The following is a 21,014-nucleotide window of genomic DNA, read 5'->3' as shown; positions in this document are numbered from 1 at the left end:
AGTAGACGCATGATCAACGTCGCAGTGCTGGGCGCCGCAGGGCGCATGGGTTCTCACGTCGTGCAGGCGGTGGAAGGCGCGGAGGATCTGGAGTTGGTCGCGGCCCTCGACACCGACGATGACATCGCCGCAGTCGCCCGCGCGAAGGCCCACGTCGCCATCGACTTCACGGTGCCGGACGCGACCGAGGCCAACGTCCACGCGCTCATCGACGCCGGGATCCACGCGGTGGTGGGCACGACGGGGTGGACGAGCGACTCGTTGGCGCGCGTCGACGAGCACCTCAAGGAACGCCCCGACCTGGGCGTCCTGATCGCCCCCAACTTCGCGATCGGCGCGGTGCTCGCGATGCGCTTCGCCGCCGCCGCCGCGCCCTACTTCGAGTCCGCCGAGGTCGTGGAACTGCACCACCCCGACAAGGTCGATGCGCCCTCCGGGACCGCGATCCACACCGCCAGGGGAATCGCCGCGGCGCGGGCGGCGGCAGGCCTGGGAGCGAGCCCCGACGCCACCACGCACGACCCTGACGGCGCCCGAGGCGCGAGCGTCGACGGCGTTCACGTGCATGCGGTGCGGCTGCGCGGCATGGTCGCGCACGAGGAGGTGCTGTTCGGCAACGCGGGGGAGGCGTTCACGATTCGCACCGACAGCTTCGATCGCGTGTCCTTCATGCCGGGCGTGCTGCTGGGCGTCCGCGAGGTGGCGGCGCATCCAGGACTCACCGTCGGACTCGACGGGTACATGAGGCTCTAGATGGGGGTGTTCCGCAACCCCGCGTTCCTCGCGGCCGTGGCCATCACGGTCATCGTCGCGTTGTACTTCGCGTTCGTCGCCGACTTCGCGTTCGCGTTCGTGCGCGCCGATGAGCTCGCGGCACGTGGTCTGGGCGCCGCACTGCTCGTCCTGCCCCTCATCGGGGCGTGGTGGCTCTTCCACGAGTGGCGGCTCGGCATCACGGTGCAGCGCATGGCGAGCCAACTGGAGCGCGAGGGGCGGCTGCCGGTCCACGCGGGCGAGCGCGGATCCTCAGGCCGGCTCACGGAGCAGGCGGCGGAGGCGATCTACGAGACCGCCCGCCGGGACGCCGAGGAGCGACCGGAGGACTGGGCGGCGTGGTTCCACGTGGGGTACGCGTATGACGCGAACCGGGACCGGTCGATGGCCAGGAAGTCGTTGCTCCACGCCGCGGACCTGTACCGCGCGGAGCGCAAGGCCGCTCGACGCGGCGACGCCTCGTAGCTGCGGTCGCTACTCACCCAGTTCTGCTCGGAACATCCTCTCGGCCATCTCGCCGTCGGGTCCCTCCATGCCGCGCCGCACGCCGCCCTCGCCCAGCCCCGCACCCGTGAGGAACGCCTCCCGTGCGGTGTCGCCCTCCAACGCCCACGCCCGGACGCTGGTGCCCCCGGTGATGCGCAGGGTGTCGACGCACGCGGCCAGCAGGCGCGACGCGTGACCCAGGCGCCGGTGCTCGGGAGCCACCTCGAGGGCGATGATCTCGCCGGCGGAGGCGAGCGCCGCGAACCCCACCACGTGCGGGCCGTCCGTCGCGACGAAGACGCGGTGCTCGCGGGAGGGCGGGGATTCGATCGCGGCACCCCACGCGGCCAGCACCTCATCGCCGGGCAGGGCGTCGACCGCATCGGCGCCGATGCGCTCGCGCCACGTGGCGAGCTGGATGGCGGTGATGGCCTCCTCGTCTCCGGGGACGGCGGGGCGGGCGGAGACATCGGCGGTGGGCATGGACACCAGCCTACGCGGGGCTGCCGGACCGCTAGCCTGGCGACATGATCGTGGGGACAGCGGCACTCGGCTCGCTGATGGGCGTCGGCACTCTGCTGGCGGGTGCGGTGATCGCATGGCGCTGGAACGTGTCGCAGAGGGCGACCGCTGCGGTGATGGCGTTCGGCGCGGGAGTGCTGATCGCGACGCTCGCGCTCGAGCTCGTGACCGAGGCGCATGAGTCCGGTGGCGTGTGGCCCGTGGTGGCGGGCTTCGCGGGCGGCGCGCTGCTGTACGTGGGCGGTGACGCGCTCGTGACTCGGCTCGCGACGCGGCACCGCGACGCCTCGCATGCGGTGTCCGGGTCTCGCAACGCCACCGCGCAGCGTGGCGGGGACAGCCCGGGAGGCGGTACGGCCATCGCCGTGGGGGCGCTGCTGGACGGCATCCCGGAGGCGATCGTGATCGGCCTCGCTGCGGCGAGCGGCAGCTTCCCGGTGGCCATCGTCGCCGCGATCGGCCTCAGCAACGTTCCCGAAGGACTGGCGGGCACCGTGCCCCTCAAGCGCTCGGGGCGTGGCGCGGGCTTCGTCTTCGGGCTGTGGGGAGGCATCACGGCTCTGGCGGTGGTCGCGACCGTCATCGCGGTGCTCTTCCTCGAGGGTGCGTCCGGCGCGACCATCGCCGTCATCCAGTCCGTCGCTGCGGGTGCATTGCTGGCGATGGTCTGCAACGCGATGATCCCGGAGGCCTTCGACGAGGACCACTGGGCGACCGGGCTGATCGCCACAGCAGGCTTCCTGGTGGCGTTCGCACTCGGGGAACTCTTGTAGCGCGTCAGCCCCAGCCCAGCAGGCGAAGTCCCGCAGCGACCGCGGCGGCGGCGAACACCACCACGATGAACGGGGCGCGGCGCCAGAGCAACACGGCTGCCACGGCGACCGCCGCCACCCGTGCGTCGAGGACGATGGCCGAGCCGGACGTGAACGCCTGAACCCCGAACAGAGCGGCGAGCAGCGAAACCGTCACGAAGGCCGCGATGCGGTGCACGCGCGGGTTCTCGAGCCACTCCTCGGGGACCACGTGGCCCGCGTACTTGGTGGCCCACGCGAGCAGCCCGGCCGCGACGATGGCGACCCACATCAGGGTGTACTCGGTCATTCGGGAACCTCCTCCCGCGGTGCGCGCCAGCCCGCCGCGACGGCGACGAGGGCTGCCGCCAGGATGGGCAGCCCCGACGGCAGGAGCGGAGTGAGCAGGAGGGCGAGGACGGCCGATGCGGCGGCGACGGCCTGGGCGAAGCGCGTCGCCAGTCGCGGCCACAGCAGGCCGAGGAAGGCGGCCGCGGCCGCGGCGTCCAGCCCCCACTGGGCCGGGTCGCCGATGCGTGCTCCCAGGACGGCGCCTACGACCGTGATGGCGTTCCACGCGACGAAGACGCCGACGCCGGTCCACCAGAAGCCCGTGCGCCGTGCGCACACGTCGTGCGCGGGCTGCGCGAGCGCGACCGCAGTGGACTCATCGATGGTCACCTGGGCGGCCCCCGCGCGACGCCACCCTCGCATCGGCCGGAGCACCGGCGCCAGTCCCACGCCATAGAAGCCGTTGCGAAGCCCCAGGAACGTGCTGGTGGCGACCGCGGCCGCGGCGGTGCCGCCCGCGCCGATCACGCCCACGAAGGCGAACTGGGAGCCACCGGAGAACACCAGGAGGCTGAGCGCCATCGTCTGCCAGAGGTCGAGGCCGGCGGCCACGGAGAGCGCGCCGAAGCTGACCGCATACATGCCGGTCGCCACCGACACCGAGATCGCCTGCTGGCGTGCCGGGTCCAGCCGGGTCGGGGTGGCGCGGGGCATGGGGCAATCCTGACAGAGCGCGACGGGGCCACTGGCCGTGCGCGTGGCCCCGCTCCCGGTGGGTGCGCTACTGCGGGCCGACCAACTCCGTGCCGTCAGCGTCGAACATCCACAGCTGCGTGGGCAGCAGGATCTCCTCGTCGAGCAGATCGGGCTCGGCGACCCATACCCGCATCGGCGGAGATCCTTCTTGCGCGTACGACGGTTCCACGCTCACGAACGTGAAGCCCAGGCGCCGTGCGACAGCATTCGAGGCCTCGTTGTCGGCATTGGCCCACAACTCGACGCGAGGAAGCGCCATCGGACCCAGGGCCGCCTGGGTGAGCGCACCCGCCGCCTCGCTGGCGTAGCCGCGTCGCACGTGCGACGCCCCCACCCAGTAGCCGATCTCGACGCGCTCCGGCGTCTTGCCGGTGACCAGCGCCACGCTGCCGAGCAGCCGCCCGTCGTCACGCCTCACCATCGCGTAGTGTGCGGCCGCTCCGGTGGCGAACTGGGCGACGAGCGTGTCGATCGCTTCTCGACGCCGCTCGATCGACACTGGCTCGTCAGCAGCCCACGGCTGCCAGGGCGTGAGGTGATCGATGCTGGCGGTCACCAACGTCGTGAGCGCGTCGGCATCGGCCGCGTGGAAGGGGCGCAGCCGAAGGCGTGGCGTCTCGATCCGTGCCGGGGCGTTCCGCAGGGGAGCGCTCGGCGTGGGCGTCACGCCGTCCACGGCGCGCCCTCGCGCGGAGCGCCGACCATCGGTCGCGGCATCGAGGCGACGGCCGATGCGCTCAGGGCGTCTCGCGAGAGCTGCCAGATCTCCACGAACTCCCGGTGCTGGTCGGCGCCACACGCGTCGACCCGCGTATCCGCCAGAGTGAAGCCGAGCGAGTCCGGCACTCGCCGTGACCGCGCGTTGGCCGGATCGCAGCGAATCTCGACCCATGCCGCTCCGAGTGTCTCGAGGGCGACCCAGGTCTGAGCGGCGACCGCCTCGCGGATCAGCCCCGTGCCCTCCCGGTCGGCACGAATCCAATAGCCGATCTCGAAGGCGTCGGGGCCGAGCCTCGTGTGCATGCCGGTGCTGCCCACGTACTCGCCGCTCTGGCGGTCGAACATGCCGAACGTGAAGTTCTCGCGCTCGTCGAACTCGCGGATGAAGGTGGCCACGACCTCCGCGCGCTCACGAGGACTGATCGGCTCGGAGCGGGCCCACGGCATGAACACCGCGAGGCGATCGCGCTCGGCGGTGATGACGGCGCTCATGGAGTCGAGGTCCGCGGGCTCGTAGCAGCGCAGCGTCAGTCGCTCGGTGTCGATGCGGCGCGGCACGGGGTGGCCCATGAGGACATCCTGCCAGCGCCGCGACCAGGCCGCGGGGTGGCGTCAGCGGCGCACGTAGGTGAGGAAGCGGTATCGAAGGCCGGTCCGCGACGTGAGCCAGGGGTCCTCTGCCGCGATCTCCCACACCGCCGCATCGATCGCGGGGGCGAAGGTGTCGCCGTCGACCTCGAGATCGATCTCGGTGACCTCGAGCTGATCGACCATCGGCAGCGCCTCGCCGTAGACCCTGCCTCCTCCGATGACCCACGCGTCGGCCCCGTCTCCGCGCCGCGCCGCGACCTCGATCGCGGCGGCGAGCGAGCCGACCGTCGCATCGGCACCCTGCACGGTGCCACCGGAGGTGATCACGATGTTCACGCGGCCGGGAAGCGGTCGGAACTGCTCGGGGAAGGACTCCCACGTGCGCCTGCCCATGAGGACTGCTGCGCCCGAGGTGAGCTCCTTGAAGCGCCGCAGATCCTCGGGAAGGTGCCAGGGCATGTCGCCCTGCGAGCCGATCACCGGCGTGCCCGCAGCGTCGCGAGCCTGCGCCCAGATGGCCTTCAGCATCGGATGGCGCCCGGGGTCAGACGGCCACCGGGGCCTTGATGCCCGGGTGGTGCTGGTAGTCCTCGAACACGATGTCCTCGATGTCGTAGTCCGTCAACGAGTCCTTGGCGTCCAGGCGAAGGGTCGGATACGGATACGGGTCCCGCGCGAGCTGCGTCTGCACCTGGTCCAGGTGATTGGAGTAGATGTGGCAGTCGCCACCAGTCCAGACGAAGTCGCCGACGCCCAAGTCCGTCTGCGCCGCGATCATGTGAGTGAGCAGCGCGTACGAGGCGATGTTGAACGGCACGCCGAGGAACAGGTCGGCGCTGCGCTGGTACAGCTGGCAGCTCAACTTGCCGTCGGCGACGTAGAACTGGAACAGGGCGTGGCACGGAGGCAGCGCCATGTCGTCGATCAGCGCCGGGTTCCACGCGCTCACGATGTGGCGCCGTGAGTCGGGGTGGGTGCGGATGGACTCGACGACCCGCGCGATCTGGTCCACGTGCGAGCCGTCGGGCGCAGGCCATGACCGCCACTGGTAGCCGTAGACCGGTCCCAACTCGCCGCTCTCGTCCGCCCACTCGTCCCAGATGGAGATGCCGCGCTCCTGCAGCCACCGGACGTTCGTGTCGCCTCTCAGGAACCACAGCAGTTCTCCTACCACCGAGCGCACGTGGACGCGCTTGGTGGTGATGAGCGGAAAGCCGTGGGCGAGGTCGTAGCGCAGCTGACGGCCGAAGACGGACAGCGTGCCGGTTCCCGTGCGGTCGTCCTTGCGCGTCCCCGTCGCGAGCACGTCTCGCAGCAGGTCCTCGTACGGGGTCGGGATCGATTCCACGGCATCACCCTACGCCGGGTGTGGCGGGATGAGGAGGTGCCAGCCCCCGGCGTGCCGAGCCTGACCGTCGAGGCGCCGGACGACAGGGCTCGGGCACGCCTGCCCCCGCCACCGTCGAGCCATCACGGGCTACGGTGAACAGACCCGGGAATCAACGACGAGGGAGAGGCCGCCATGGAGATCGTCGATCTGGAGGCATTGGTGAGCGAGCAGCTGGCGCTCGCCTACGAGGAATCATCCGGTCGCCATGCCGTGACTCTCGTCGGGGATCACGATCACGACCTGCGGCAGACCCTGATCGCGATCGCGGGCGGCAATCGGCTCAACGAACACGACAGCCCGGGCGAGGCGACGCTGCACGTGTTGCGCGGCGAGGCCACGCTCACGGTGGGCGAGCACGAGCTGGCGATGAGCGCCGGCGATCATCTGGTGCTGCCACCGGCGCGCCACGGTCTCACCGCCGTCACGGACTGCGCCGTGCTGCTCACGGTGGCGACGCGGGGGGAGCGTTAGCGACATCCGTCGCGACCATGCGAACCAGGCGAGGCACGGAACGCTGCCGGATTCGCGCACGGAGGTCTGATGCATCGGCGTGCCTCGCGTCGCGTCGGTTCAGACTGTCGGCGCGCCGTGTCGCGGTAGGTTAGGCGCATGAACGATCCGCGTCCGCTGGGGACGGTGCTCACGGCGATGGTGACGCCGATGCACGCCGATGGCAGCATCGATATCGACAGCACCATCGTCCTCGCGAATCACCTTCTCGACCACGGCTCCGACGGCCTGGTCATCTCCGGCACGACCGGGGAGGCTCCGACGACCCACGCCCCGGAGAAGCTCGAGCTCACTCGGGCCCTGGTGGAGGCAGTGGGGCATCGCGCGACCCTCATCGCAGGGGCGGGCTCCAACGACACTGCCCACGCGGTCATGATGGCGGAGCAGGCCACCGAGGCGGGCGTCGACGGCGTGCTGGCGCTGGTGCCGTACTACTCGAAGCCCTCCCAGAAGGGCATCGTCGCGCACCTTCGCGCCATCGCGGGCGCCACTGACCTTCCGGTGATGCTCTACGACATCCCCGGCCGCACCGGCATCGCTCTGAGCGACGGCTCTCTCGATGAGCTCGCCGAGGTGGCGAACGTCGTGGCGAACAAGGACGCGACCGCGAACGTGCCCGCCGCGAAGGACCGCATCGCCCGTACCGGACTCGCCTGGTACTCGGGCGACGACCCGCTCACGCTGGAGTTCCTGCGCGCCGGTGCCGCCGGCGTCGTCTCCGTGAGCGCCCACGTCGCGGGCGAGCGCATCGCCGCCATGATCGCGGCGCACGACGCAGGCGATACCGCTCTCGCGGACACGCTCCACGACGAGCTGCTGCCCGTGCACGACGCCATCTTCAACGGCCCCGGCGCTTCGAACGCCAAGGCCGCCATGCAGTTGCTCGGGGTCATCCCGAGCCGCCATATGCGCTTGCCGCTGCTGCCGCTGGACGACGAGGAGCTCGCTGCTCTCGCCGCCGCGTTGCGTGCCGCCGGTGTGCCACTGACCACCTAGGAGAACCGTGAACTTCCATCCCGAACTGACCCCCCCGAAGCCTCTTCAGAACGGCACCCTGCGCATCGTCCCGCTGGGCGGCCTCGGGGAGGTGGGCCGAAACATGGCGGTGTTCGAGATCGATGGCCGGCTGCTCATCGTCGACTGCGGCGTGCTGTTCCCTGAAGACCACCAGCCCGGCGTGGACTTGATCCTGCCCGACTTCGGGTACATCGCGGATCGCGTGGACGACATCGAGGCGATCGTGCTCACCCACGGTCACGAGGATCACATCGGCGCGGTGCCCTACCTGTTGCGCCTGCGCCAGGACATCCCGGTCATCGGGTCGCAGCTCACCCTCGCGTTCATCGAGGCCAAGCTCAAGGAGCACCGCATCACCCCCATCACGCTCGCCGTGAAGGAGGGACAGTCGGAGCAGCTCGGCAAGTTCGGCCTCGAGTTCGTGGCCGTCAACCACTCGATCCCCGACGCGCTCGCGGTGTTCATCACCACCGAGGGCGGCACCGTGCTGCACACGGGCGACTTCAAGATGGACCAGCTCCCGCTCGACGGCCGCATCACCGACCTGCGCGGCTTCGCCAAGTTCGGCGAGCGCGGCGTTGACCTGTTCATGACCGACTCGACCAACGCTGAGGCTCCCGGCTTCACCACGTCCGAGGTCGAGATCACTCCGGTGCTCGACCAGATGTTCTCGAACGCCGAGGGCCGCGTTGTCGTCGCGAGCTTCTCGAGCCACGTGCACCGCGTCCAGCAGGTCATCAACGCCGCCCAGGCTCACGGCCGCCGGGTCGCCTTCGTGGGTCGGTCGATGGTGCGCAACATGACCATCGCCGCCGAGCTCGGCTACCTGAACGTGCCGCCGAACATCCTGGTGGACGCCAAGAAGGCCGACGACATGCCGTCGCACAAGGTCGTCTACATGTGCACGGGGTCCCAGGGCGAGCCGATGGCCGCGCTGAGCCGTATCGCGTCGCTCGACCACAAGCTCCGCGTGGGACCCGGCGACCTCGTGATCCTCGCCTCGTCGCTGATCCCCGGCAACGAGAACGCCGTCTACCGCGTCATCAACGGCCTCATGCGCCTGGGCGCGACCGTGGTGCACCAGGGCAGCGCGCGTGTACACGTGTCCGGCCACGCCAGCTCCGGAGAGCTGCTCTACTGCTACAACATCGTCAAGCCCAAGAACGTCATGCCCGTCCACGGCGAGGTGCGACACCTGCTCGCGAACGGCAAGCTCGCGATGAAGACCGGCGTGCCCGAGAAGAACGTCGTGTTCGCCGAGAACGGCGTGGTGGTGGACCTCAAGGATGGCCGCGCGAGGGTGGTCGGCGCCGTCGAGACGCACAACGTCTATGTGGACGGCTCGTCGGTGGGCGAGATCACCGACGCCGAACTGAAGGACCGTCGAATCCTGTCGGAGGAGGGCTTCGTGTCCGTGTTCGCGGTCATCGACTCGTCGAACGGCAAGGTCGTCTCGGGTCCCGAGGTTCACGCGCGCGGCATCGCGGAGGACGACAACGTGTTCGACGCCGTGCTGCCGAACATCAAGCAGGCGCTCGAGGAGGCCGCACGCAACGGCTCCACCGATCAGCGCCAGCTCGAGCAGGTCATGCGCCGCGTGTTGGGCCGCTATGTGGGCAACAAGCTCCGCCGTCGCCCCATGATCATCCCGATCGTCATCGAGTCCTGAGCGCCGACGCCTCCCGCAGCGTGCGCGGCGCACGGGGGAGCGGGCCAGGTCGATACGAACGGAGGAGCGTGAGCGTGGATAGGCCGCCCATGCGGGGTGGCAGCGCCCCCTGAGGCCGATGCGCGGGTAGCGTCTGGAGGCATGGCTCAGTCACGCTCCACGAGCACGCGCCCCAAGTCCCCGGCGTCGCGCGCCAAGGCGCCTCAGAAGAAGCGCCCACCCGCAGTCCTGCGCGGCGCGGCCGCGATCGGCCGCGGCACCTCGCACGCCGTCGGCGGTGGCGTGCGCCGCATCGGCCACGGCGCCCGTGAGGTGAGCCCCGAGGTGCGCCGCGACGGGCTCGCCATCGTGCTCATCATCGTCGCGATCCTGGTCGCCGCCCGTGAGTGGTGGGGGCTGTCCTCGTGGGCCGGCACCGCGATCCACTGGATCGTCGCAGGCACCTTCGGCATTCTCGCCGTTGCGATCCCCATCGTCCTCGTCGCGCTCGCAGTGCGTCTCATGCGCGCCCCCCAGGAGGAGTCGGCCAACCACCGCATCGGCCTCGGTGCGCTGATGCTGGTCCTGATGATCGATGGCCTCGTGCACATCGCCGAGGGGAGTCCCAGCCCGAGCGACGGGCTCGAGCCGGTGCAGGCCGCGGGCGGCGTCCTCGGCTTCCTCATCGGCACCCCGCTCGCCGCCGCGCTCACCCCGCCCTTGGCGGTGACGGTCCTGGTGCTGCTCGGACTGCTGGCGATCCTGATCATTCTGGGCATTCCGCTGCGCGAGGTCATCGCGCTCGTCGGCTCCGGCGTGCGCCGGCTGCTGGGCCGCGACCGCGCGGAGGACGACGAGCTGGACCTGCCCGAGCACGGCACTCTGGAACGTTCCGGGGGCCAGAAGAAGAACGGCGGCAGCCGTGCGACCCCGGGCCGCAAGAAGCTCGGCTTCGGCGCGCGCAAGGACAAGGCCCTCACGGATCAGGAACGGATCGACGCCTACGAGGCGGACGAGGCCTTCGCCGCCGCGGCCAGCGTGGACCGCACCGATTTCGACGACCTCCTCGACCCGCGCGCTGCCGGCGCGGACGCCACCGAGGTGCTCGACACGGTCTCGGCGACGCGCGTCCACGCGGGGCCGGTGTCGCCATACGCCCCGGAGGATGCGCCCGAGGAGCCGGCGCCCAGCGGCGAGCGCGAGGCGCCCCGCACCACCCGCATCGTCCCTCCGGGCGAGCAGGGGGAGCTCGAGAACTCCTCTCCCTATGTGCTGCCCGACCTCGACGTGCTCGTCAAGGGTGCACCTCACAAGACCCGCTCGGCGGCCAACGACCGCGTGGTCGAGGCGCTGACCGCGGTGCTCACCGACTTCGCCGTGAACGCGGAGGTCACCGGCTTCACGCGCGGCCCCACCGTGACCCGCTACGAGGTGGAGCTGGGCCAGGGCGTCAAGGTCGAGAAGATCACGCAGCTGTCCAAGAACATCGCGTACGCCGTCGCGAGCCCCGACATCCGCATCCTGTCGCCCATCCCGGGAAAGTCCGCGATCGGCATCGAGATCCCGAACGTGGACCGCGAGACGGTGTCGCTCGGAGACGTGCTGCGCTCACAGGCGGCCATCAAGAACGATCACCCCATGGCGATCGGCATCGGCAAGGACGTCGAGGGCGGGTTCGTGCTCGCGAACCTCGCGAAGATGCCGCACCTGCTCGTGGCGGGTGCCACGGGAGCCGGAAAGTCGTCGTTCGTCAACGCGATGATCACCTCGATCCTCATGCGTGCCACGCCGCAGGAGGTGCGCATGGTGCTCGTGGACCCCAAGCGGGTCGAGCTCACCATGTACGAGGGCATCCCGCACCTCATCACGCCCATCATCACCGACCCCAAGAAGGCCGCGCAGGCCCTCGAGTGGGTGGTGAAGGAGATGGACATGAGGTACGACGACCTCGCGCTGTTCGGCTACAAGCACATCGACGACTTCAACAAGGCCGTGCGTGCGGGCAAGGTCAAGCCGCTGCCAGGCTCCGAGCGGAAGATCCACACCTACCCGTACCTGTTGGTGATCGTCGACGAGCTCGCGGACCTGATGATGGTCGCGCCGCGCGATGTCGACGATTCGATCCAGCGCATCACTCAGCTCGCGCGTGCGGCGGGCATCCACCTCGTGCTCGCCACGCAGCGCCCGTCCGTCGACATCATCACGGGCACGATCAAGGCGAACGTGCCGAGCCGGCTCGCCTTCGCCACCTCGTCGCTCGCCGACTCGCGTGTGGTGCTGGACATGCCAGGCGCCGAGAAGCTGATCGGCCAGGGTGACGCGTTGTTCGTGCCCATGGGCGAGTCCAAGCCCATGCGCGTGCAGGGCGCGTGGGTGAGCGAGTCCGAGATCCATGCCGCCGTGGACCACGTCAAGAACCAGGCGAACCCCGAGTACCGCGAGGACGTCACCAAGCCGCAGGGTGGGGGAGCCACCGTGGCCGAGGACATCGGCGACGATCTCGATGATCTGCTGGCGGCCGCGGAACTGGTCATCACCACCCAGCTGGGGTCGACGTCGATGCTCCAGCGCAAGCTCAAGATGGGCTTCGCGAAGGCGGGCCGCCTGATGGACCTGCTCGAGACTCGCGAGGTCGTGGGCCCATCTCAGGGTTCGAAGGCTCGTGAGGTATTGGTCACTCCTGACGAGTTGGCGTCGACGCTCGCTATTCTCCGAGGGCACTCACCGGCTAGCGTGGAGGCTGCGGCGTTCGACGACGATGCTGAGGGAGATGAATGGGCGGGGCCATAGAGCTCTTCGAGCAGCCCGCCGTGGGCATCACGGTGACGGCGCTCTTACTCGCGCTCGCTGGCCTCGCGTTCTACTTCTTCTGGCGTTCGCACCGCGCACGCACCTCGCGAGACATCGCGCTCGCGCGGGAGCGGCACCTGCGGGGCCAGTTCGAGGCGGTGCTGTCCTCCGCCCGCGACGGCGTGCTGATCGTCACGCAGGCCGATGAGATCGCACTCATCTCCGATGTCGCCGCCACCATCCTCAATGTGACCCGTGCGGACGCCGTGGGTCTGCCGATCGCACGCCTCAATCTGCGCGCGTTCGACGAGCAGATGCACCCGATTCTCATGCGGGAGGCGTTCGGGATCGGGCGCACGGACACCAAGCCCCGCATCGTCGGCGTCCCCGGCAGGCGTGGCGCGGAGGACGTGCGCTGGATCCAGGTCCGCGCCAGGGTCGTCCCCGACGGTCTCGACGACGGTCCCGTGACCGTGGTCACCATGATGGACACCTCGGGCCTGCGCGAGGCCGCTGAGGCGCTCAACCGCTCCGACGCCCAGTTCCGCAAGGCGATGGAGAACGCGCCGGTGGGCATGGCGCTCGTGGATCTCGAGTGGCGCCTCATGGAGGTCAACCGGGCCTTCGCCGAGATGATGGGCTCCACTGTCGCGGCGCTGCGGGGGACGCCGTTCTCCGCCCTCAGCCACCCCCACGACCTCACCGCGGAGCGCGATCAGCTGCAGCGCCTCTACGACGGGCATCAGAGCCAGTTCACGTGCGAGAAGCGCTACGTGCGCGCCGACGGCAATGTGGTGTGGGCGGTGCTCGACGTCGGTCTGGTGCGGTACGCCGGCGGAGCGCCCGACCACTACGTGGTGCAGGTGCGCGACAGCACCGACGACCGCATGCACTCCGAGCTGATGGCCCACCGGGCGATGCACGACCCGTTGACGGGCCTCGCCAACCGGACGCTGCTTCAGGACGTCCTGCAGCAGGTGCTGGAGCAGCCCGATGCGCACACTCGGGTGGGTGTGATCGCGGTCGACCTCGATGGTTTCAAGGCACTCAACGACCGGTTCGGCCACGCGATCGGCGACAACGCCCTCGTGCACGTCGCGGGAGTGCTGCGCACGGCCACTGCCGGCCGTGGCACCGTGGCCCGCATCGGTGGCGACGAGTTCGTCATCGTGGTGCAGGACGCGGACTGCTCGAAGGCGCTGTTCGAGATCGCGGGCGCCATCCACCTGGGCCTGAAGCGTCCCGTCCAGGTCAAGCGCCACCAGATCACGTTGCAGGCTTCGCTCGGCATCGCGATGGCAGACGACGAGACCACCGCTGGCGGCGCGCCGAGCCTCATGAGCGCCGCCGATGCGGCCATGTACCGCGCGAAGTCGACGGGCAAGTCGCGCACCGAGGTGTTCGATCCGTCGATGCGCACCACGTCGGACGCGCACTCCGCGCTCGCCTCCGAGCTCTCCGCGGCGATCGAGAACGGCCAGCTGGTGCTCCATTACCAGCCGATCCTGGAGCTGTCGACGCGCACCGTGGTGGGCTACGAGGCGCTCGTGCGCTGGCAGCATCCGGTCCGCGGCCTGCTGCCCCCCGCTGCCTTCCTGCCGCTCATCGAGGACAAGAACCTGTCGGTGGCGCTCGGCACCGCGCTGGTGGACCAGGCCGCGCAGTTCCTCGCACAGAGCCCGTCGCCGTCCACCTGGGTCTCGCTCAACGTCTCCGCAGACCAATTGGGAGACTCCGAGTTCGCGGACCGGGTGCTGAGCGCGATCGGCCGCTATCACCTCAGCCCTCAGCGGCTGGTGGTGGAGCTCACCGAAGCCTCTCTCGTCGCCCCGAACACGCGGATTCGCCACGAGCTCACGGAGCTGCGCAACGCGGGCGTGCCGATCCTGCTCGACGACTTCGGCACCGGCGTCTCGCCCCTGTCGTATCTGCGTGACCTGCCGGTGTCGGGGGTGAAGCTCGACATGTCCTTCGTCGCGGGCATCCCCGAGGACCCGGCCGGCGCTCGTGTCTCCCGTGCGCTCGGTGCGCTCGCGCGCGAACTGGGCCTGGCGACCATCGCGGAGGGTATCGAGACGGAGGCGCAGGCTGAGTTCCTGTCGCGGTGCGGATGGCGCTACGGACAGGGATGGCTGTTCGGGGTGGCGCAGCCAGTGGGAGCGCTGCACGAGACCTCGTCGCAGTTCACCACCAGCCTCATCGACCCGCGTCCGCAGGAGCACGACAGCCCGCTGGAGATCGACGACCGCGCGTTCTGAGCGCTGACGACGCCACTGCTCAGGCGCTCGGCTCCCACCAACGGGTGACGCGGAATGCCGAGTCCGCCAACTGCTCGGGCGGCGTGGTGCGCTCTGCCGCCGCTGTCCCTGCCGCATCGGCCACGCGCTGGTGGCGTGCCTGGGCTTCGGACGCCGACAGGTCGCCGGCTCCCGTGTCGATGATGTCGTTCAACACATGCATCGTGTGGCGATCGGTGCGGTCCACGGTGGTCGCCACCCACTCGGCCGTGACCTCGACCGCTCCCTCTGGCGAGATGCTGAAGGTCGTCACGCCGAGGTACCCGGAGTTGGTGTCGGCGCGGCAGCACTGGGTGTCCTGGTTCGACAGGTAGTTGCCGTGGCCGAAGTACGTCCACATGCCAGCGCCGTCCACCCCGCCGTCCAACAGCTCCACCGGCTGCGGCACGTGCGCGTGGTGTCCCACATAGAGGTCGACGAGCCCGGAGTCAGCGATCTGCTGCGCGATGCCCCGCTGCGCCGCGTTGGGCTCGGTCTGATACTCGACGCAGCAGTGCGTCGAGGCGATCACGATGTCGGCGCCCTGGTCTCTTGCCTCCTGCGCCGCGGTCAGGACGGGGGTGACGTCCTGAGCATCCGCGTCGAATGTATCGACGGCCCACGGCATGCCCTCGGGCTTGGGGAGACCGTTGAGTCCGTACGTGAAGGAGATGCTGGCCACGCTGACCCGCCGATCCTCGACGCGCACGGAGTACATCTGGGTACTCGCGGACTCCTCCTCGGTGCGCGCCGTCCCGGAGTGGCCGAGGCCGGCGTCGTCAAGGGCGTCGAGAGTGGTCTCCAGCCCGGAGTAGCGGCGGTCCATCGAGTGGTTGGACGCGGTCGAGCAGCCGTCCCAGCCCTCAGCCGCCAGGGCCGGGACCAGTTCAGCGGGCGCCCCGAACGTGGGGTATCCCGACGGCTCTGTGCCCGCCGGCGCGATCGGCACCTCGAGGTGACACAGCGCAAGGTCGGCGCCCGCGACGTACGGACGCATGTTCTCCATGAGTGGGGCGAAATCGTACGCCCCGTCACCCGCAGCCCGTGCTGACGAGAGCACCGGACCGTGGGTGAGCACGTCCCCGCCCGTGACGAGGGTGAACTCGACGGTGGGGGCCGGTTCCGGCGGCATCGGCGACGGAGCGGCCGATGCGCTCGGTGCCGGGGTCGGCTCCGTTCCAGCTGGAGTGGGCGACGGCTCGGGGGCTGTGGAGGTCGCGCCGTCGAGGGGCCACGCGACGACGGCGCCGATGGCGAGGATCACCGCGGTCGCCGTCGCCACCGCGAGCGCAGGTAGGGGGGAGGTCGTGCGTCGCGAATGGGAGGGCATGCGGTCCATTATCGCGAAGCGCGGCCGGTGCCGGCGCTAGGGTGAGGGCGTGAACGCCACCGTCCCGAATCTGCTCACCGGAGCGCGCCTCGTCGCCGTTCCGGTGGTGCTGTGGCTGCTCGTGGCCGATGCGGGAGAGAACGGGTCGTTGCGCGTCTGGGCGCTTCTTGTCTTCCTCCTGGCCGCGGCCACGGACTACTGGGACGGCTACCTGGCGCGCCGCTGGGAGGTCGTGAGCCCTTTCGGCAAGCTGGCCGACCCGATCGCCGACAAGGCGCTGGTGCTGTTCACGCTCGCCGGCATCGTCGCCGTCGACGGCATCCCGTGGTGGCCCCTCGCCGTGCTGGCGGTGCGCGAGATCGGGGTGACGGTGGGGCGACTCGCGGTGGCCCGCGACGCGGTGATCCCCGCATCGAGAGGCGGCAAGCTCAAGACCGTCTTGCAGCTGCTGGCGCTCACCGCCTATCTGATCCCTCACCCCGCCGCCTGGATCGACGCGGTGGCGTGGTGGAGCCTGCTCGCCGCGGTTGCGGTCGCGGTGGCCACGGGGATCCACTACTCGATCACGATCGCGCGCGTGGCCCGCGCCCACGGCGCGAACCCGCCCCCGGCGACCCCTGCATCGGCCGCTGACGACCTGCCGCCGCACGATGGCCCTCGCTGACGCCGATGCGGTGCTGGCCCTCGCACGGTCGGCGCGCCTGACGCTCGCGACGGCGGAGTCGTTGACGGGCGGGGCGCTGTGCGCGGAGCTGGTCGCCGTTCCGGGCGCCTCGGAGTCCGTGCGCGGGGGAGTGATCGCCTACGACGTCGCCATGAAGCACCGTCTGCTGGACGTGGATGCCTCGATGCTGGAGGACCCCGGCCCCGTGTCGCAGGAGGTCGCGCAGGCAATGGCGACGGGCGCGCGGCGAGCGTTGGACGCCGACGTTGCTGTGGCGACCACGGGGGTGGCGGGACCGGATCCCCATGGCGGTCACGCCGCCGGAACGGTGTGGGTCGCGGTGGACTGCGGGGGCGTGCGGACCGCGCGACTGCTCCACCTCAGTGGGGACCGCGCGGACGTCGTGAGCGGTACGGTCAGAAGCGCCCTGGACCTCGCCCGCAACGCGCTGGAGGCGCGAGCGGCCGGGTCCTGAGACCCTCGAGCCACACCCGGCTCGACCGCACTGCCGCGCGGCTCGGCGACCAGGGGAACATCCGTGCGGTAATGTGCGTTGGGAGTGGCATGGAGACCGGAAACGCCACCGTGGGGAGACAACGCATGCCTGTGCTGCGCAACGAGATCGGCGACGTCCTTCGCAACGCCCGCCTCACGCAGGGGAAGACTCTGCGCGACATCTCGTCTGGAGCGCGCGTGTCGCTCGGCTATCTGTCCGAGGTCGAGCGCGGCCAGAAGGAGGCATCGTCTGAGCTCCTCGCCTCGATCAGCGAGGCTCTCGACGTGCCGATGTCCGCGATCCTGCGCGAGGTCTCGGACCGCTTCGAGACCGCAGAGGAGTTCGGCCGGGTGCACGTCATGCCCTCGATCCCCGACACCGTGCCGGAACTGCTGGGCGAGCTCCGCGCGCGGTAGTGCGACACAGCCAGTTCTGGGTTCTCCTCGACGACGTCTTCGGCGTCGACTACTCCCGCTCCCTTGCGCGCGATCTCGCGCTCGACGAACTGCAGTCCCGTACCTCCGTCGAGGCGCTTGAGGCAGGCGTCGCTCCCCGCGACGTGTGGCATGCGCTGTGCGACCAGATGGATGTGCCCCTCGACCGGCGCGACGGCGGTGCGCGCGAGCGGATGATTCCGCCGCGCCGCTGAGAGAGCGAGCAGTCTTTCCGCGACACGCCCACGGCGATCCGCTTCCTTTCGAACATGCGTTCGATTACGCTGGTCCACAGGACAGAGCGGGACCACATCCCTCCACAACGGAGGGAACGTGCGTTGCGCCAATGTCAGAGGCGCGTCATAGCGTCGTTCGTGGAATGGCAGACACGGCAGTAATGCCACTGACGATGGGATAGCGACATGGCACAGGCGGCAGACCGCTCGAAGGCACTCGAGGCGGCACTCGGACAGATCGACCGGCAGTACGGCAAGGGCTCGGCGATGCGCATGGGCGACCGCCAGGTGGTCGCCGTCCCGGCGATCCCCACGGGCTCCGTGGCGCTGGACATCGCCCTCGGCATCGGTGGTCTCCCGCGTGGACGCGTCGTGGAGATCTATGGACCCGAGTCCTCCGGAAAGACCACGGTCGCACTGCACGCGGTCGCGAACATGCAGAAGCAGGGCGGCACGGCCGCGTTCATCGACGCGGAGCACGCTCTCGATCCCGCCTACGCCAAGAAGCTCGGCGTCGACGTCGACAACCTCATCATCTCGCAGCCGGACACGGGCGAGCAGGCGCTGGAGATCGCGGACATCCTGATCCGCTCCGGCAGCGTCGACGTGCTGGTCATCGACTCCGTCGCGGCGCTCGTGCCAAAGGCCGAGATCGAGGGCGAGATGGGCGACAGCCACGTGGGTCTGCAGGCGCGCCTGATGTCGCAGGCGCTGCGCAAGATCACCGGCGCCATCGCGCAGACGGGCACCACGGCGATCTTCATCAACCAGCTGCGCGAGAAGATCGGCGTGTTCTTCGGTTCGCCCGAGACCACCACCGGTGGCAAGGCGCTGAAGTTCTATGCATCCGTGCGTCTCGACGTCCGCCGGATCGAGACCCTCAAGGAGGGCACCGAGCCCGTGGGCAACCGCACCCGCGTCAAGGTCGTCAAGAACAAGATGGCGCCCCCGTTCAAGCAGGCGGAGTTCGACATCCTGTACGGCCACGGCATCTCCAAGGAGGGCGGCATCATCGACCTCGGCGTCGAGCACGGCTTCGTGAAGAAGTCCGGCGCCTGGTACACGTACGAGGGCGACCAGCTCGGTCAGGGCAAGGAGAACTCCCGCAACTTCCTCAAGGACAACCCCGAGCTGGCGACGGAGATCGAGAAGAAGATCCTCACCAAGCTCGGAGTGGGAGCCGTGCCGGCCGCGGAGGGGGACCAGACCCCCGCGGTGGCCGCTGAGGACGAGCCGCAGGTGCCTGCAGCCAAGGCCGCGAAGAAAGAGCGCGCCACCTTCTGATGTCGGCGCGCGCTCGGCAAGACGGGGAACCCGCGACCTCGGAGGACCCCGCCGAGCGTGCGCGGGAGATTGCTTTGCGCCTGCTCACGCATTCGCCGCGCTCGGCGGCGCAACTGCGCGACGGGCTGACGTCACGTGACGTGGAGGCCCACGTCGCCGATGAGGTGATCTCGCGCTACCGCGAGGTCGGGCTGCTGGACGATGCATCCCTGTCGGCAGCGATCGTGCGCACTCGTCACCACGAGCGAGGCAAGTCACGCCGCGCGATCCTGGCGGAGCTCCGGCGCAAGGGCTTCGAGCAGGAGGACATCGACTCCGCTCTCGCTCAGGTCAGCGACGAGGATGAGCAGGACGCGGCACGCGCCCTCGCTCTCAAACGTTGGCATCAGTTGGAAGGCGTCGAGCGCGACAAGAAGGTGCGCCGCGTCGTCGGCATGCTGGGACGCAAGGGATACTCGCCCTCCGATGCTTTCGCCCTTGTGCGAGAGTTCGAAGATGCCGATAACTCGGGCACGTAGCATGTCGACAGTCAGGAAGGAGGGCGCGTGGCCCAGATCATCGCCACTGTGGCGACCCTCCTCCTGCTCCTGGCATCCGTGCTCGTCGTGCACTTCGCGCGACGCGAGGCAGCAGAGATCAGGCGCTCGACCAGCGACGAGACGCACGCGACGCGCGAAGAGGCACGCGACCTCCTGAGCGAGGCCCAGCGGCGCGAAGAGCGGGTGGCGCAACGCGAGAGAGACTTCGCCTCCGATCACCGCGCCGCGCAGATGTATGCGCGCGCCCTCGACGAACGCGCCGCAGTCATCGCCCGTGACGAGAAGCGACTTCACGTCGAACGGGGCGAGATCGATCGTGTTCGCGAGCGGCGCCTGGCCGAGATCGGCGGGCTGACTCCTGCCGAGGCGCGCGAAGAGCTCATGGCCCAGCAGGTCAAGCAGGCACGTGACGCCGCCAGCGGCGAACTGCGGCGCATTGAACGCGCGACCAAGGAGTCTGCGGAGCAGCGAGCGCGCGAGATCCTGGTCTCCGCGATGCAGCGCCAGGCGGCGCGCGTCGCGTCGGAGACCTCGACCACCTGGATCGACCTGCCGAGCGAAGAGATGAAGGGCCGGATCATCGGCCGCGAGGGCCGCAACATCCGAGCGTTCGAGTCGCTCACGGGCGTCAACGTCATGGTGGAGGACGGCGTGAATGCTGTTCAGCTCTCCTCGTTCGATGTCGAGCGGCGAGAGATTGCGGAGGTCACCCTGCGTGACCTCGTCGAGGACGGCCGCATTCAGCCGCAGCGCGTGGAGGCCGCCTATGCGCGGGCGGTGGCGGATACCGAGCAGCGTCACCTCGACGCTGGGCTCGACGCGATCGACGCGGCAGGCGTGCGCGGCATCCCCCACGAGATGGTGGCGGTGCTCGGGCGCCTGCGGCTCCGGAGCTCGTATGGACAGAACGTGCTGGCGCACCTGGTGGAGTCAGCGCAGATCGCCGCCGACATCGCGACCGCTCTGGGCGCCGATGTCGAGCTCGCGCGTCACGCGGCGTTCCTCCATGACATCGGCAAGGCCTTCACCCATGAACGCGAGGGAACCCATGCCGCGATCGGAGCGGCTCTTGCCGCCGAGCACGGGGAGCCGCCCAGCGTCGTGAACGCCATCGCTGCTCATCACGACGAGGTCCCGCAGACCACTCTCGAAGGCGTGATCGTGCAGGTGGCCGATGCGGTGTCCGCCTCCCGACCCGGTGCGAGGCGCGAGGATGTCGACGGGTACCTCGAGCGCATGGAGGGACTCGAGCGCTTGGTCGCCGAGCACGAGGGCGTCGTCAAGGTGCTCGCGATGGCGGCGGGTCGCGAGGTACGAGTCGTCGTCGAGCCCGACGCTGTCGACGACGACGGCACTCGAGAGCTGGCGCGTACAATTGCTCAGCACATCAGCCGCGACTTCAGCTTTGCTGGAGAGATCAAGGTGACCGTGATCCGCGAGCTTCGTGCGGACGCCGTCGCAGGGTAGGA

23 protein-coding genes are annotated in these 21,014 nt (G+C 69.8%); 15 read left to right on the top strand and 8 right to left on the bottom strand.

Features of this window, described 5'->3' with window-relative positions:
- Positions 1-9 precede the first annotated feature (9 nt).
- Together dapB and AOP72_RS08030 are read left to right on the top strand one after the other, a co-directional pair.
- Positions 10-753 carry a 4-hydroxy-tetrahydrodipicolinate reductase gene (dapB, locus tag AOP72_RS08035; RefSeq protein ID WP_062134773.1) on the top strand — a complete coding sequence of 248 codons (744 nt, stop codon included), beginning with the start codon at positions 10-12 and terminating at the stop codon, positions 751-753.
- Positions 754-1,239: a hypothetical protein gene (locus tag AOP72_RS08030; protein WP_062134769.1), complete on the top strand. Its 486-nt coding sequence runs from the start codon at positions 754-756 to the stop codon at positions 1,237-1,239.
- Positions 1,240-1,248: 9 nt separating this feature from the next.
- Here the strand turns inward: AOP72_RS08030 and AOP72_RS08025 are convergent, their stop codons facing one another.
- Positions 1,249-1,743 (bottom strand): GNAT family N-acetyltransferase, encoded by a 495-nt coding sequence (locus AOP72_RS08025; RefSeq protein WP_062134766.1) that lies wholly within the window; start codon positions 1,741-1,743, stop codon positions 1,249-1,251.
- 44 nt (positions 1,744-1,787) lie between these two features.
- Here AOP72_RS08025 and AOP72_RS08020 point away from each other — a divergent pair, with 44 nt between their 5' ends.
- A complete protein-coding gene (locus AOP72_RS08020) occupies positions 1,788-2,555 on the top strand; it encodes a ZIP family metal transporter (protein WP_062134763.1) in 768 nt (255 codons plus the stop codon).
- Positions 2,556-2,559: 4 nt separating this feature from the next.
- On the opposite strand, the gene AOP72_RS08015 is transcribed toward AOP72_RS08020, so the two are convergent.
- From AOP72_RS08015 to AOP72_RS07990, 6 genes are all read right to left on the bottom strand, one after another.
- On the bottom strand, positions 2,560-2,883 hold the full coding sequence (locus AOP72_RS08015; protein ID WP_062134760.1) for an AzlD domain-containing protein: 324 nt from the start codon (positions 2,881-2,883) through the stop codon (positions 2,560-2,562).
- The gene (locus AOP72_RS08010) at positions 2,880-3,578 is read right to left on the bottom strand and encodes an AzlC family ABC transporter permease (RefSeq protein ID WP_062134757.1); all 699 of its coding nucleotides are present in this window, start codon (positions 3,576-3,578) and stop codon (positions 2,880-2,882) included. The genes AOP72_RS08015 and AOP72_RS08010 overlap by 4 nt, the downstream gene beginning before the upstream one ends.
- A 67-nt stretch (positions 3,579-3,645) precedes the next feature.
- Positions 3,646-4,296, bottom strand: coding sequence for a GNAT family N-acetyltransferase (locus tag AOP72_RS08005; RefSeq protein WP_062134755.1), 651 nt, complete (start codon positions 4,294-4,296; stop codon positions 3,646-3,648).
- The gene (locus tag AOP72_RS08000) at positions 4,284-4,910 is read right to left on the bottom strand and encodes a GNAT family N-acetyltransferase (protein ID WP_062134753.1); all 627 of its coding nucleotides are present in this window, start codon (positions 4,908-4,910) and stop codon (positions 4,284-4,286) included. Before AOP72_RS08000 ends, AOP72_RS08005 begins: the two co-directional genes overlap by 13 nt.
- A gap of 42 nt (positions 4,911-4,952) precedes the next feature.
- The gene (locus tag AOP72_RS07995) at positions 4,953-5,459 is read right to left on the bottom strand and encodes a dihydrofolate reductase (protein ID WP_062134750.1); all 507 of its coding nucleotides are present in this window, start codon (positions 5,457-5,459) and stop codon (positions 4,953-4,955) included.
- A gap of 16 nt (positions 5,460-5,475) precedes the next feature.
- A complete protein-coding gene (locus tag AOP72_RS07990; RefSeq protein WP_062134747.1) occupies positions 5,476-6,279 on the bottom strand; it encodes a thymidylate synthase in 804 nt (267 codons plus the stop codon).
- A gap of 174 nt (positions 6,280-6,453) precedes the next feature.
- Between AOP72_RS07990 and AOP72_RS07985 the strand changes: the two genes are divergently transcribed.
- From AOP72_RS07985 to AOP72_RS07965, 5 genes are all read left to right on the top strand, one after another.
- The gene (locus tag AOP72_RS07985) at positions 6,454-6,792 is read left to right on the top strand and encodes a cupin domain-containing protein (protein ID WP_062134745.1); all 339 of its coding nucleotides are present in this window, start codon (positions 6,454-6,456) and stop codon (positions 6,790-6,792) included.
- Between the two features lie 138 nt (positions 6,793-6,930).
- Positions 6,931-7,827, top strand: coding sequence for a 4-hydroxy-tetrahydrodipicolinate synthase (gene dapA, locus AOP72_RS07980; RefSeq protein WP_062134742.1), 897 nt, complete (start codon positions 6,931-6,933; stop codon positions 7,825-7,827).
- A 103-nt stretch (positions 7,828-7,930) separates the two neighbouring features.
- Positions 7,931-9,517, top strand: a complete 1,587-nt coding sequence (locus AOP72_RS07975) for a ribonuclease J (protein WP_238581683.1) — start codon at positions 7,931-7,933, stop codon at positions 9,515-9,517.
- Positions 9,518-9,658: 141 nt separating this feature from the next.
- Positions 9,659-12,286, top strand: a complete 2,628-nt coding sequence (locus tag AOP72_RS07970; RefSeq protein WP_084631556.1) for a DNA translocase FtsK 4TM domain-containing protein — start codon at positions 9,659-9,661, stop codon at positions 12,284-12,286.
- The gene (locus tag AOP72_RS07965) at positions 12,271-14,544 is read left to right on the top strand and encodes a putative bifunctional diguanylate cyclase/phosphodiesterase (protein WP_084631552.1); all 2,274 of its coding nucleotides are present in this window, start codon (positions 12,271-12,273) and stop codon (positions 14,542-14,544) included. The genes AOP72_RS07970 and AOP72_RS07965 overlap by 16 nt, the downstream gene beginning before the upstream one ends.
- A 19-nt stretch (positions 14,545-14,563) precedes the next feature.
- Here the strand turns inward: AOP72_RS07965 and AOP72_RS07960 are convergent, their stop codons facing one another.
- Positions 14,564-15,892, bottom strand: a complete 1,329-nt coding sequence (locus AOP72_RS07960) for a CapA family protein (protein ID WP_062134736.1) — start codon at positions 15,890-15,892, stop codon at positions 14,564-14,566.
- Between the two features lie 49 nt (positions 15,893-15,941).
- Between AOP72_RS07960 and pgsA the strand changes: the two genes are divergently transcribed.
- The 7 genes from pgsA to rny all read left to right on the top strand — a co-directional run bounded on the left by pgsA (position 15,942) and on the right by rny (position 21,012).
- Positions 15,942-16,556 carry a CDP-diacylglycerol--glycerol-3-phosphate 3-phosphatidyltransferase gene (pgsA, locus tag AOP72_RS07955; RefSeq protein ID WP_084631549.1) on the top strand — a complete coding sequence of 205 codons (615 nt, stop codon included), beginning with the start codon at positions 15,942-15,944 and terminating at the stop codon, positions 16,554-16,556.
- The gene (locus AOP72_RS07950) at positions 16,543-17,031 is read left to right on the top strand and encodes a CinA family protein (protein WP_062134733.1); all 489 of its coding nucleotides are present in this window, start codon (positions 16,543-16,545) and stop codon (positions 17,029-17,031) included. The genes pgsA and AOP72_RS07950 overlap by 14 nt, the downstream gene beginning before the upstream one ends.
- Positions 17,032-17,156: 125 nt before the next feature.
- Positions 17,157-17,468, top strand: a complete 312-nt coding sequence (locus AOP72_RS07945) for a helix-turn-helix domain-containing protein (protein ID WP_062134730.1) — start codon at positions 17,157-17,159, stop codon at positions 17,466-17,468.
- The gene (locus tag AOP72_RS07940) at positions 17,468-17,701 is read left to right on the top strand and encodes a DUF3046 domain-containing protein (protein WP_062134727.1); all 234 of its coding nucleotides are present in this window, start codon (positions 17,468-17,470) and stop codon (positions 17,699-17,701) included. Before AOP72_RS07945 ends, AOP72_RS07940 begins: the two co-directional genes overlap by 1 nt.
- A gap of 207 nt (positions 17,702-17,908) precedes the next feature.
- Positions 17,909-19,006: a recombinase RecA gene (recA, locus tag AOP72_RS07935; RefSeq protein WP_062134724.1), complete on the top strand. Its 1,098-nt coding sequence runs from the start codon at positions 17,909-17,911 to the stop codon at positions 19,004-19,006.
- Complete coding sequence (locus tag AOP72_RS07930) at positions 19,006-19,524, top strand: regulatory protein RecX (RefSeq protein WP_062134720.1); 519 nt, start codon at positions 19,006-19,008, stop codon at positions 19,522-19,524. Before recA ends, AOP72_RS07930 begins: the two co-directional genes overlap by 1 nt.
- Before the next feature lie 27 nt (positions 19,525-19,551).
- Complete coding sequence (gene rny / locus AOP72_RS07925; RefSeq protein WP_062134716.1) at positions 19,552-21,012, top strand: ribonuclease Y; 1,461 nt, start codon at positions 19,552-19,554, stop codon at positions 21,010-21,012.
- Positions 21,013-21,014: the final 2 nt, after the last annotated feature.

The sequence above is a fragment of the Demequina aestuarii genome (genome assembly GCF_000975095.1).
GTDB lineage: Bacteria > Actinomycetota > Actinomycetes > Actinomycetales > Demequinaceae > Demequina > Demequina aestuarii.
This window is presented reverse-complemented; position numbering and strand designations above follow the sequence as displayed.